The following is a 14,098-nucleotide window of genomic DNA, read 5'->3' on the forward strand; positions in this document are numbered from 1 at the left end:
AGGGACAGGCGTGAACAGAGCTGGAGCAAGGGATTGACACTGCTTTACGGGTAAAACTGTTAGTTATAAGTCGATTGGAGAAGGGAAGGGATCTGATGAGCAAAAGGAAAATGGTGAGCCTCACGCTGGTACTCAGCATTATTCTGGTCACCACCATGGGGGCAACAAGCGGTGGCAAGAATCGCTATGCAGATCAGGCGCAGTGGTCGCAAGAGAAGCTGCATGAATACTACTGGAACGATGCATCAAAAATGATGAATAATGCTTATCCATCAACACCAGAAGGTGAACAGGCATTGAATTACTGGTGGAAGGCCCATGCGGTCGATGCATTGGTGGACGGATATGAACGTACAGGAGACAAGGCCTACACTGAGCGTGCAGAAGAACACGTTCGCAGTATCATTGCACGCAATGGTTCACTTCACAATGAATTCTACGATGATATGGAATGGCTCGCGCTCGCCGGGCTTCGTCTGTATGATGCAACAGGCAGTGAAGAGATGAAGGGATACGTAATGGAGTTGTGGGATGACATCAAGACCGCCTGGTGGGAAGATGAGCTTGGCGGTATGGCTTGGAAAAAGGATCAGCGTTATAACCGAAATGCATGCTCCAATGGGCCTGCCGCTATCTTGGCTGCAAGGTTGTATGAACGTTTTGGCGATGAGCGGGATCTGGAATGGGCCAAAAAAATATATGATTGGGAGAAACAACATCTGGTTAATCCGAAAACGGGCCTGGTAGCGGATGGTTTGGTGCTGAAGGAGGATGGCACACTGGATGTGAATGAAGCATGGATCTTTACGTACAATCAAGGCACGTTTATCGGAGCGGGTGTTGAACTCTACCGGATAACAGGAAAGAAGACGTATTTGAAAGATGCCGAGAAAACCGCAGCTGGTTCTTTGAAAACCTTAACGGATGAGAAGACGGGCATATTTAAAGAGGACGGCGACGGGGACGGTGCGTTGTTCAAAGGCATCCTGATCCGCTACATGGTTGAGTTGTATGAAGTCGGGCATAACAAGAGCCTGAAAAAGGCAGTCTATCGCAATGCCGATGCCTTACTGAAAGGTAGCCGGGACACTGGATTATTCGGTCAGGCATGGGGTAAAGCAGCCCAGAACCCACTCCACCTTACGGCTCAGCTCAGCGGCGTATTTCTGCTGGAAGGAGCTGCTAAGCTGGAAGACGGCAAAGCGGATAAGCCAGGTAAACCGGATAGACCAGTGAAGAAGTAGCCATTTGAGTGGAAGATAGGTTGATAGGATAGTAATTATTAGAGGTCAGCGCCTGCATGAGTCTTTCCATGAGAAAGATCATGCGGTGCTGTTATGTTCCGGTGTCACTGTTAAACGGTAAATCAGCGGTGAGGCTTCATTCGAAAAAAGCATCGTACCCAATTACTCAGGGTACGATGCTTTTATGCGTCTGCAAATTCATTGTAGGTATGGTGATTACTTGCTAGCGGGTAAGTTGTAGCTTTCTCGGATTAGGGAGAAATAGTCATCAGCACGGACAACCTTGAATTCTGTTCCGAGTTCTTCGGTGATCGCCAGTGCATCGGATGGAGTCGTACTCCATGCAAGCAATCCAAGGGAAACGAACAATGGCGATTTACCATCCCAATTCGCTTTCGCTTCATTCAGCACCTGTAATCCATCCTGCACGGTACTTATCCCACGAATTGTGGATACGGGCAGGCTATCATCAACGATTTCCACACCATAGTTGTCTTCATAGCTGATGAATAAGCCGGGTGCATGATAATCCTGTGCATAAGCCTTGGCTTTAAATGGCGTGAGAGGTACATTCTCGCTGTCTACACGGTTCAACACATAAGGAATGGTCATGCCAGTCTTTTTCATATATTTTTCAGTTTGCTGCAAAAATTGCCGGAAGCTTGAGTCGGGCCATGCCTCTGGATAGAAGTATCCTGCACCGGATGGTCCTGCGATCAGCAGATCATTCGGGGTTGCGGTGTTCACATAATAATTCAATATTGCTGGTGCACCTTCGTAGAGAAGCGGGCTTGAAGTCCAGTTAATCGGAACCTTACCCCTGGCCGGATCATCCCACATCACACGCATGCGATGCTGGTTATACTGAAAATTATCGCCTTCCGTAAAGGTATACGTTACATAGATTTTGTTCTCCAGCGCAGGTCGCGGAGATTTTTTCACCGGGGTGAGATTCGGTTTTGTCCCCGAGAAAACAGTCAGGTTGCTGAACCAATCCGCTGCGAGAACATAGACGCCATATCGAGATGCGATCTCAACGGAGCTGAACTCACCTTCGACATCATTGCTAAACCAGCCAAGGTAGGGAGTTCCGGGTTTTACATCAGACATGATCTTCTCGAAGAGTGCTTTTTGCTCAGGTATATTGGAATCCAACCAGAATACCATCGCTTTATTAGCGACTGCATAATCCCTTAAATATGCATAGGGCTCCCGTTGCTCAGCCGAGAGAGGGCGGATATTACCCGCGGATACTTTATACTGATTCCACATGTCCACTTCAGCCGTCAGGTTCTGAGTACCCGCAGGAGGAGTGAATTCATACACAAAATAATTACCATTATCGGCGAAACGGTGGCCGCCTTCTCCTTCAGCAACCTTGGAATTCTGTCTATCATACAGGAATTGTTCTTCTTCCGGTGTTCCTGCGATGAAGTTAGCGATCTCTTTTCCATCGGCCTTGACCGTAACCTCATGTACAGCCGGTCCCCAGCCATCTTGAGTGAAAGCGTCATCAAATCGGAGATATACTGAAGATTTTCCCAATAGTGTAGAAAGATCCAGGGAATACGTATCACGGTTGCTTGCATCTCGAATCTGTTGTTTTTCCTCCGCAATCGTAACAAAGGATTCAGGCATGCCGGATGGAATGCGAATCGCCGTATCCGGATCGAGTCCAATTAACATCTGGTGGTTCGTTTTCTTCCACAGATTCTCATACTGCCAGGTATAGGCATCTATCCGACTATTGAATTTACCCCGCAGGTCATCTACAATCTTCAATTTGTAAGGGGCTTTGGACAATTTGACTGCTAACTCGGGACTGGCAACCACAGCATTCTTCAGTCCTGCGAGCGTGGTTGCTACGTTAATCGTATCAGGTACTTTGGGATCATATACAACCATGCCTTTGACTTCGTTGCGATAAGCAGAGAACACTTCCCAATAATCCTGATGAAGCGTGTAAGGCACCTTGATGTCCTTAAGCCAGGTCAATTTTCCTTCTTCCTGGGACTCAATCAGATAGATTCGGGGTTGTTCTCTGTTAACGATACCCTGTAATGTTCCCAGCAACAATTTGATGTCACCTGGCGCATCATAGATGTCGGCTGCATCCAAATGTTTCGGCTTTTTGAAACTTGGCAGTTCACGGTGTTTGGACCCATCAGGTTTGGCTGTCTGTACATCCGTTTCCGTAGCTGAAGCAGCGCCGGCGGTTAATGAAAAAGCGCATATGAGAGCTAAACAGAGCATCGTGAATCTACGAGCCATGGCGAATTCACTCCTTGTTATAGTCAAGAATTAGAGCTGTGCCTTCGTAATACCCACCCTCCTTTTTTGGTCAAAAGCCAATCCACACATCTCTATCCAACACATATTAAATATATTCATATATAATTTTACAAGGGGTTCGACAAAACTTCCCATTATACCTGGAAATCAGGCATATTAAATGCGATGATATTAAGGAGATAATCTTTGCAACTGCAGATAAGCTCAGCTTGTTTATTGCACTTGCAGGTGAAAGGATATATTATATATCTCAAATATTATGAATGAATTGGTGATGTGATCAAAATGAGTACAAATGATCGAATTCCACTGTATCAACAAATCCAGGACTATATCAGACATGTCATAACTCAAGAAAATATGAAACCCGGTGATCGCATACCGACAGAGAAGGAACTGATGGATCAGTTTCAGGTCAGTAAAATTACAGTTGCCAATGCCTTGACCGGATTAGCAAATGAAAAGTTAATTGCGCGTGTGCCGGGGAAAGGTAGTTTTGTAGCTGAAGAAGCGGATAGTGCTTTTATGACCTCAACGCAAGCGAACACAATGAAAGGTAGAGAGGGGACACTGTCTACAGGAATGATTGGCATCATTGTGCCCTCCATCCATGATTATTTTGCCATCCGGCTCGTTGAGGGAATTGAGCAAGCCTTGCGTGACGAAGGATATCGCAGCATGATCATGTTTACGCATGGCAAAGTGGATAAAGAGAAGGATGTCATCAAGGAAATGAAGGCGCTTGGGGCAGAAGGTCTATTAATCTTTCCTGTGGATGAAGAGAACTACAACGAGGAGATCCTTGGCATGAAGCTCTCGGGTTTTCCTTTTGTACTGATGGACCGTTATTTGCCAGGGGTCGAGACACATTATATTGCGGCAGATGGCAGACGGGGCACAAGGCTAGCTGTGGAGCATCTGTGGGAGCTGGGACACCGGGATATCGCTATTTGCTCGGATTCTCCCCTTCAGACGGTTACGGTTCAGGAGCGGATCGAAGGTTATATTGAGGCTTTAAAAGGCAAAGGCGCGTTAATTAATCCTGCTCATATGATCACAGATTTCCAACCGCTAACTGAACTTAAGGAAGCAGAGGCCCACCCTTTGTATCGATATATCCAAAATCGAATGGTCACAGCCTATGTTTCGCTTAACGGCAGGTTAGGTGTGCAAATCTATCAAATGGCCAAACAAGCAGGGCTTCGAGTGCCTGAAGATGTATCGATAGTAAGCTTCGATGATCCCACCTCAATCGTGGAGGAATTCAGTATATTTACCCATGTTAAGCAATTTGAGCGGGATATGGGGTATCGGGCGGCTGCTAAATTACTTGAAGTATTACGTGGTCATGGGGAAACGAAAAGTTATAGCAAAATGCTGATTGAACCCGAACTGGTCGTACGTCAAACTACCGGAACGGTTCCTCAAGCTTAATTTAACAAGAAAAGAAAACCTTTTCCGTAGAGAAGCGGAGAAGGTTTTTTTATGTTTGTATAAAAAACATATTGAATATATTCATATCATATATTATAGTCTAGAAAAAGATGGATAGTCATACATTGCAACCCAAATCAAATACGAGCTTGGGGAGGTTAAGAAAATGGCACGAGATCGAAAGGAAGAGCGTACGGGATTTCAAGAATCTGCAGCTTACCATCCGGATTATGATCTGCAGACTGACTTTGTGATGGTTTACGGGATTGATGAGTCGATGCAGGAACGCATTCTGAAGTGGAAAGAAAAAGGATATGTGGTTCATTTGATGACAGGAGTTGCTTGGGGGACCTACAACAGCTATTTGGATGGTGAGGTCGATGGAGCAACACATTGGGATGAAGCTCAAATGGACCGGGAAGGCAACATGATTCTTCATGGGAGCGAGCCAGTCATTCCATACATGGTGCCTACCATTTCCTTTGGTCATTACATAGCGGATCGAATACGTATTGCCGTTGACGCCGGTGTGGAAGCCATCCATCTGGAGGAACCTGAATTCTGGGTAAACGGTGGCTATTCAGAAGCTTTTAAACGGGAATGGCAGTTGTATTACAAAGAGCCTTGGATTCCGCCACATGCTTCACCTGATGCCCAATTTCGAGCTTCCAAATTAAAAGCGTATTTATATACACGTGTCCTGGACCGATTATGTGCCGAGATGAAGGACTACGCGTTAAAACGTTATGGTCGTGTCCTTCGCTTTTATGTTCCGACTCATAGTCTGATTAATTACACACAGTGGCGTATTGTCAGTCCACAATCTCAGCTTCTAGAGCTGCCCTCCATCGATGGGTATATTGCACAGATCTGGACCGGGACATCCCGAACCCCCAATGTGTATGAAGGGTTGCGTAAGGAACGCACGTTTGAAACCGCTTACCTTGAATATGGCGTCATGCAGGAACTGGTTCGTGGGACCGACAGACGAATGTGGTTCCTGCATGATCCGATCGAAGATAACCCGAATTATACCTGGGCTGATTACCGCCAGAACTATTTAAAAACGGTGGTTGCCTCACTGCTGCATCCCGGGGTCGCCCATTATGAAGTCGCACCTTGGCCTCGACGAATCTTTCAAGGCACTTATCCATCCGAGGATGGCTCTGGCAAGGAGCAAATTCCGTCAGACTATGCCACAACTTTGCTTCAGGTCATGCACACGCTTGGTAACATGAATCAGGATGTGATTGAAACAGCAGAGGAGACATTACAAGTTGGCGTTTTTATTGCTGACTCAGCAATGTTTCAACGAATGAAGCCAGATCCATATGCACCTCATGCCGGTAAATACGATGGGACAGATCCTGAAGGATTCCAGGAGGATGGCGATACAGAACTACTCGATTTTTCTCCTTTTTACGGTCTGACACTGCCGTTATTGAAACATGGTATTCCTGTCCGTCCACTTCAACTGGATAATGTAAGGCGGTATCCGGGTTACTTGGCAACTTATCGTGTGCTCATACTGAGCTATGAATTTATCAAACCGGAATATCCGGACATTCATTATGCCCTTGCACAGTGGGTACAGGATGGTGGAGCGTTAATCTATGTAGGCGATGACAGCGACCCGTATCACGATATTCGTGCATGGTGGAACCATGCACGCAAGCAAGAGCAGTCAGATCAGACGTATAACTCCCCTCGAGCACATTTGTTTGAACAGCTAGGTCTAAAAGATAAGAGGCAAGGTGTCAATAAGGTAGGAAAAGGGGTAGTTTGCTGGCTGGATGAACATCCGGCTGACTTCACTTTATCCAAGGCAGGGGCTGATCGGCTGCGCCAATCTGTGAAAGAAACGATGGAAGCTGTCCACGGACCAGAACTACAGTGGGAATCGAAACCATATTTCAAAATTAGACGAGGTCCCTATCTAATCGTATCGGTTCTCGATGAATCGGTCAGCGAAGAGGCAGTAGTCATTCCAGGTCCGATTGTGGATTTGTTTGATTCAAAGCTCTCAGTGCTGAACCAGGTGACCCTAAATCCGGGAGAGCAAGCCTTGCTCTATGATATTGAAGCGGGTCGTCCAACGGCTGGAGAAGTATCCGTCATTGCTGCTTCTTCCCGAATAGAAGGTCTGTCTCAGTCGGCCACAGGTTTTCGATTCATTGCAAGAGGACCTTCCAACATGAAGGCAACAGCAAGGTTGTATTGCAAGGCCAGACCATTATCTGCCCAGTATGTCATTCAAGAGCAGATGGTCCCCGTGGTATGGGAATGGGACCCGGATTCAAAGACAGTGCTTCTTCAGTACGAACATGGCAACGAGAACAATGCAGAGGTTCATGTCCGCTGGACTTCCTGAATTCACAATACAACCTGATTGATGTAACAGAGAGGAGTATACTAGTATGCCCTACGAACCGATAAGGCCAGAACGGTTAAAACAGATGTTAAACAAACTTCGGGAAGCCATATATGAGCCGATTGCCGAATTAGAAGTGACGGCTTGGATTACACCAGAGCCCGTACCTTACGAGGAACGGATGACCGGCACGAAAGTGACACTCAAGCAAGGAGAACAATGGGGAGAATTATGGGATTGTGCCTGGTTCCGTTTTGCAGGTAATCTTCCGGCAGTCACAGGTAACCAAACCACGGTCCTCTTGCTGGATGTCAACGGTGAGCTGTGTCTGGTTGACCATGAAGGGTCACCTATCCAAGGGTTGACGACGATTAACTCCGAATTTGATTTTTCATTAGGTCTGCCTGGCAAACGAGTCGTGCAGCTCCATGAGACATCTGTAAATGGACAGGAAGTTGAAGTGTGGGCAGATGCAGGCAATAACGATCTGTTCGGCAAGTATCGCGGAGGGACGCTGAAAGAAGCACTCATCGCCTACTGCAGGGGAGATATTCGGGATCTCTATTACGATACCGAGGTGCTCTTGGAGACCGCAGAGCAGCTCCATGAAGGTTCCGCCCGGAAGGAGAGAATCTATCAGACGCTCTATGATATTTCAGTACAGTTGATCGATTTCTCGAAAGGGAATGTCGAGCAAGCGAAAAAACGACTAAATGAACAGCTAACCCTAGAGGGGGGCGATCCGGTCTTAACCCTAAGCGCTGTGGGTCATGCTCATATAGATTTGGCTTGGTTATGGCCGATCCGTGAAACGATCCGTAAAGGAGCTAGAACGTTCTCAACTGTGCTTCGCATGATGGAGCGTTATCCTGATTATGTGTTCGGAGCGAGCCAACCGCAGCTGTACGATTGGATGAAGCAGCATTATCCCAAGCTGTATGAGCAGATCAAGGAACGTGTACGTGAAGGCAGATGGGAACCGCAAGGCGCCATGTGGGTAGAATCGGATACCAATGTGCCTGGTGGTGAATCACTCGTACGCCAGATTTTGTATGGCAAACGTTATTTCCAGCAGGAATTTGGTCTGGAAATGAAATCGCTCTGGATGCCTGATGTATTCGGCTACTCGGCAAGTTTGCCCCAGTTATTAAAGAAATCCGGTGTGGATTACATGATGACCCAGAAGCTCTCCTGGAGTGAGTATAACCGGCATCCCCATCATTCCTTTCTATGGGAGGGAATTGATGGTTCAGCTGTATTAACACATATGCCACCAGAGGATACTTACAACAGTCCTGCAGCTCCGCGTTCGATCATCAGTGCTGAACAGGGGTATCTGGATAAAAATGTATCAAACCATGCGCTAATGCTCTTTGGTATAGGAGACGGAGGACCTGGCGAAGAGCATTTGGAGCGGCTGACACGGGTGAAAAACCTGCTTGGCTTGTCCCCTGTTATACAGGAACCTTCTTGGAAATTTTTCGAACGACTTAATGAGGAACGTGAACGGTTCCAGACATGGCGCGGTGAGCTTTACCTGGAGAAACATCAAGGAACCCTGACCAGTCAGGCGCGAAGCAAGCGGTATAACCGGAAGATGGAGAAAGCACTGCGCGAATTGGAGTTCGCCTCAGTACTTGTAGCTTCACAGCTTGGCAAGTCTTATCCGTCCGAAAAACTGGAAACGATATGGAAGGAAGTCCTCCTGTATCAGTTCCATGATATCCTTCCGGGGTCTTCCATCAAGCGTGTGTACGATGAGTCACTCATACGATATGAAGAACTTTTAGATCAGACAGAAAATATGATCAACGAAACCTACAGCCATATGGCAGACCAGATCTCTTCAAATATCGAATCCTCATCCAGCTGCTCCGTGGTGATATTCAATTCATTGCCTTGGGAGCGTCAGGAATGGATTAAAACAAATGGAAACTGGCGCAAGGTTCAGGTTCCATCCATGGGATACACAATGGTATCAGATCATGTGGACCAGGGTGCTATAGAGGAAATCGCATCATGCGCCCAGTTAGTTCCGGGAATACAAGAGTCGGAATTTCACGTTTCCGCTGAAGAACGCTGTGTGGAGAACGACACATTCATCGTGAAGTTTGATCGGAATGGAGCCATTATCTCCATCCAGGACAAGGCTGAAGCGCGGGAAGTCATTCCGCAAGGTCATCCAGGAAATGCACTTCGTGTGTATCATGACGAAGGAGATGCTTGGGATTTCAGTCATGACTATTCCGCACATACAGGAATGCCATTAACGCTTCATGACATTCGTGAGCTTCGTGAGGGTCCAAAAGTCGGGCTGGTCTTCGAATATAACTATGGAGAATCCACGCTGATCCAGACGGTGGTTCTGACAGAAGGCAGCAGACGGATTGATTTCGAGACGACCGTGGATTGGAGAGAGAATGGTAAAATGCTTCGTACTTCATTCCCGGTGAATATCCGTACAGATCAGGTTCGCTGTGAGATCCAATTTGGCAGTTTGACCAGACCAACTCATCGGAATACGATGTGGGACTTCGCCAAGGATGAGATATGTGCTCATCAGTGGATTGATTTATCGGAGCCAGATTATGGAGTCGCATTGCTTAATGATTGTAAATATGGTCATAGAGCCATCAATAATGTGCTTGGTCTGAATTTGCTGCGCAGCAGCTCGTATCCTGATCCGGAAGCAGATCGTGCGGAGCATGCGTTTACCTACTCGTTATATCCGCATCAAGGCAACCATGTTCAGGCTGAGATCTATCGAAGAGGTAATGAACTGAACATTCCGCTTCGTACAGTTTCTTTATCATCTGTATCTGGTAAGCAGAACGGTAAGCTCCCATATTCGAAAACATTTCTTCAGCCGGATCATCCGCACATCATGGTGGAATCCGTCAAAAAAGCCGAGGATGGAGACGACATCATCGTCCGTCTATATGAAACTTCGGGAACACATGCCACCACGGCATTACATCTTGGATTCCATATAGCAGAAGCCTGGACGACTGATCTTATGGAAAATATCATTTCACCCGTTTCATTTGAAGGAGCATCCGTATCCTTCACGCCATTTGAAATCATCACGTTACGATTGAAGTTAGGGCAGTTATAGCTGGGATGGTTGACCGTCCATCATGAGAAAGGAGAGGTTGGAATGTGATCAAGACACGAGTGAGCAACAATCGATTGATGAAGCGAATCTGGCAGCATAAACTCTTTTATTTGTTTATGCTGCCCGGAATCGTCTGGTTTTTCCTGTTCTCCTATGTACCGCTATATGGAATTCAGGTTGCTTTTAGGGATTACAATTTCGTTGGCGGATTCACCGGAAGTCCATGGGCAGGCCTTAAGTACTTTCAACAGTTCTTCAATTACTATCAATCCGGTGACATCATCCGTAACACGATCATTATCAGTCTCATGAAACTGCTTATTGGCTTCCCGATGCCAATCATTCTTGCACTCCTCTTAAATGAAGTCAGAATGATTAAATTCAAAAAGACGGTTCAGACCCTTTCCTACTTGCCTTATTTCGTATCCTGGATCGTTGTGGTTACGCTGATGCAACGGCTCCTAACGCCGTATGGGGGGCCAGTCAATGACTTATTGGGTTCATTTGGAGCGGAGTCGATCCAGTTCCTGAATAATCCAACATGGTTCTATCAGATGATCGTCGGTTCAGACATCTGGAAGAATATCGGTTGGAATTCCATCATCTTTATGGCCGCGATTGCGGGTATTGATCAGCAGCTTTACGAAGCTGCCAAAATGGATGGTGCGGGACGCTTCAGACAGATGTGGCATGTATCGCTTCCAGGTATCCGCAATGTAGCTATCATATTATTCATACTCGCTGTGGGCAGTCTGATGAGCGCAGGTTATGAACAACTGCTTCTCCTGAATGGACCGGCAACCGCAAGTCTTGGCAGTGTACTGGACGTGCATGCCATTAACTCCGGGATTCGAGAAGGACGTCTCAGTTACGCTGCAGCTGTAGGACTATTCCAAAGTGTTATCGCACTCATTCTGGTTGTAACCGTTAATCGCATCGCCCGCAAAGTCAGTGATGTATCCCTGTTCTAAGGAGGTGACCTTATGGAACGAAAATGGTCCTTATTCTCGGTACTTAACTATATTTTTCTTGCTTTGGTTGGATTCTCGATGATTTACCCGTTTATATATATCTTGGCTTATTCACTGAACGACGGTAAGGATTCGATGCAAGGCGCGATTTATTTTCTTCCCCGCCAATTCACGTTGGATAACTATGCTCAGGTATTCGATAACGCAAGGATCTGGAAGGCATATCAAATTACGATTATGCGCACCGTGCTGGGTACTTTTCTCCACGTTGTATTGTGTACACTCATGGCCTATGCACTTTCCAAAAAAACATTGCCAGGTCGCTCCTTTTTCACCTTTTACATCTTTTTGCCTACGATTTTCAGTGCGGGGTTCATCCCGTTCTTCATTACACTTCAAAAACTGCATCTGATTAATAGTTTCTGGGTGTACGTTTTGCCCTTGTTGTTCAACTTCATGCACATCATCATCATTCGGACATTTCTGCAAGGGATACCGGAGGAACTGGAGGAATCGGCGCGTATTGACGGGTATGGTGATTTTCAAATCTTCGTACGTATCATTCTGCCTCTTTCCGGGCCGGTACTTGCAACGATCTCGCTGTTCATTGGGGTAGCCCACTGGAATGACTGGTTCTCTGGCGCCTACTACGTATCTAACAAAGATTTGATACCGGTACAGACCCTACTGCAAGAAATGCTGACAGAAGCAGAGGCATTATCCAATTCGATGCAGCGTGCAGCACAGCAGGGTGGTCAGACGGTTGGTGGAGTCGGTGGAGCAGGAGCAACACCTGAATCACTTCGAATGGCATTGCTTGTTATTACGGTTTTCCCGATCTTATGTATATATCCGTTTCTACAACGATATTTCGTGAAGGGGGTTATGATTGGTTCGGTTAAAGGGTAGATCATCCTGACCTGAATTTGCTAGAGCTTTACCGAGATCATTTATTCAAGGAGGCGATTGGTTTGAACAGGATTTGGTCGAAAGGCGTATCCATCTTGCTCGTGTCCATCATGGTTGGAGGTTTGCTGAGCGGTTGCACGAATTCATCAGGAAACGGGGAAGGCGCAGAAGGAGAGAACGGAAATAAACTCAAAATCTTGCACAATTGGAATGGCTCAGGCGGATCGGATAATGGGATAACCCCTGTCGAGGAAGTCATCAAAGAGAAAACTGGCGTCACATTAGAGTGGGAATATACGAAAGGCAGCGAGACGGAGAAAGTAAACCAGATTTTCGCCACACAGGATTTGCCGGATATCTACACCGGACCTGCATGGGGCGGCGAGCTGGACGGGATCATCAAGGCTGCCAAAGAAGGACAGCTGGTAGATATATCCGATAAATTGGGGGATTACCCAAACCTGGCGAAATCCATCGCGAAAGAGAATGTTCCGCCAGCATTGTATGAAAAAGCGATAGATGCGTATGACGGCAAGAAATATTTACTTTTACAAAATCAGCCCGCAACGAACGAAGATGGCATGGATTGGCTATATGGCTTCTATGTTCGCAAAGACATAGCCGAGAAAGTCGGCGTGGATCCTCAGTCTGTCGTGACGAAGGAAGACTTCTATAACTTCCTCCAAAAAATCAAAGATGCCAACCTGAAGGAGAGCGGTCAGCCCGTGTTTCCACTGGGCGGATTTAGTAACGGATGGTCCGTAGGCATCGGAAACACGATGTTCTATTCCGGAGCAGGCTATGTAGACAAAGGTGACGGAACGGTAGAACATAACTTTTTCACCAAAGGATACGAAGAATACACGCTGTTCTATCGTAAACTGGTTGAGGAAGGGCTGATGGACCCCGAAGCCTTTACTCAGACGGATCCTATTGCCAAAGAAAAAATTAATCAAGGACGCATTGCTATCCTTGCCGCACATTATCCGGCCATTTTGGACGCCTCCAAAGAATATGTTACTTCACATCCTGGAAGCGATTACATCCCGATCGGACCATTGGAGCGGGCAGATGTTGACCCGAGCCGGCCTGTTGATCTTGGCATTCAAGGAAACAACGTAACGGCTATCACCAGTAGCTGCAAGGGCGAGTGTGTAGATGCAGCGCTCAAGTTTCTCGATTACATGGCTTCTGACGAAGGTTTCATGCTGGCCCGGTACGGAGTTCAAGGGGTTCACTGGGATATGAAGGATGGTAAACCTGTACCGAATCAAGAATGGTTCGATAAGTTTACAGCAGATCAATCGGGTAAAGTCCGCAAAAACGAGGGCATTTCCATTGGGCTGGAATCGATCACGGGGCTTGACCGGATCAATTCGGCAGCAGGCGGCGACATCTGGGCAGACCAGGAAAGACTCGATGCCATGGAAAATGCCCGGAAAATCTTACGTCCAAACGGTATTCATGTAATCACAGCCTATAACCCGGGCGATGTGATCACCAAATCACCGGAATGGGAAATGTTGAAGCCTTCCATGGACCGGATGGGAGATGCCTGGAAGGAAGCTATTTTCGCAAAATCGGATGAAGCAGCCCTTAGCATTATCAACGACCTCAGGGAACAGCTTCGGAAGACCGGATACGACCAAGCGATGCAGTTCACCAATGAGAACCTGAAAGGAAAAGATATCGTAACTGTTCAAATGCCGAACTGATGCTGAAGAGTTAGGTTAACGATTATCACGGAAATCAAATAGGCTTT

General features: G+C 46.8%; 8 protein-coding genes. 7 read left to right on the top strand and 1 reads right to left on the bottom strand.

Annotated features, from left to right (window positions below; genetic code table 11):
* Positions 1-95: 95 nt before the first annotated feature.
* Positions 96-1,244 carry a glycoside hydrolase family 76 protein gene (locus tag AC4PM4_RS02890; RefSeq protein ID WP_491612706.1) on the top strand — a complete coding sequence of 383 codons (1,149 nt, stop codon included), beginning with the start codon at positions 96-98 and terminating at the stop codon, positions 1,242-1,244.
* A 216-nt stretch (positions 1,245-1,460) separates the two neighbouring features.
* On the opposite strand, the gene AC4PM4_RS02895 is transcribed toward AC4PM4_RS02890, so the two are convergent.
* Positions 1,461-3,515: a GxGYxYP domain-containing protein gene (locus tag AC4PM4_RS02895; protein ID WP_491612707.1), complete on the bottom strand. Its 2,055-nt coding sequence runs from the start codon at positions 3,513-3,515 to the stop codon at positions 1,461-1,463.
* A 306-nt stretch (positions 3,516-3,821) separates the two neighbouring features.
* Here AC4PM4_RS02895 and AC4PM4_RS02900 point away from each other — a divergent pair, with 306 nt between their 5' ends.
* The 6 genes from AC4PM4_RS02900 to AC4PM4_RS02925 all read left to right on the top strand — a co-directional run bounded on the left by AC4PM4_RS02900 (position 3,822) and on the right by AC4PM4_RS02925 (position 14,051).
* Positions 3,822-4,970, top strand: coding sequence for a GntR family transcriptional regulator (locus tag AC4PM4_RS02900; protein ID WP_491612708.1), 1,149 nt, complete (start codon positions 3,822-3,824; stop codon positions 4,968-4,970).
* A gap of 166 nt (positions 4,971-5,136) precedes the next feature.
* Complete coding sequence (locus tag AC4PM4_RS02905; protein ID WP_491612709.1) at positions 5,137-7,341, top strand: hypothetical protein; 2,205 nt, start codon at positions 5,137-5,139, stop codon at positions 7,339-7,341.
* Between the two features lie 46 nt (positions 7,342-7,387).
* Complete coding sequence (locus AC4PM4_RS02910) at positions 7,388-10,456, top strand: alpha-mannosidase (protein ID WP_491612710.1); 3,069 nt, start codon at positions 7,388-7,390, stop codon at positions 10,454-10,456.
* A gap of 44 nt (positions 10,457-10,500) precedes the next feature.
* The gene (locus AC4PM4_RS02915; RefSeq protein WP_082935088.1) at positions 10,501-11,427 is read left to right on the top strand and encodes an ABC transporter permease; all 927 of its coding nucleotides are present in this window, start codon (positions 10,501-10,503) and stop codon (positions 11,425-11,427) included.
* A 12-nt stretch (positions 11,428-11,439) separates the two neighbouring features.
* A complete protein-coding gene (locus AC4PM4_RS02920) occupies positions 11,440-12,336 on the top strand; it encodes a carbohydrate ABC transporter permease (RefSeq protein WP_063565068.1) in 897 nt (298 codons plus the stop codon).
* Positions 12,337-12,398: 62 nt separating this feature from the next.
* The gene (locus AC4PM4_RS02925) at positions 12,399-14,051 is read left to right on the top strand and encodes an extracellular solute-binding protein (RefSeq protein WP_079696098.1); all 1,653 of its coding nucleotides are present in this window, start codon (positions 12,399-12,401) and stop codon (positions 14,049-14,051) included.
* Positions 14,052-14,098 lie beyond the last annotated feature (47 nt).

Source organism: Paenibacillus sp. MDV22-iso6 (assembly GCF_058408365.1).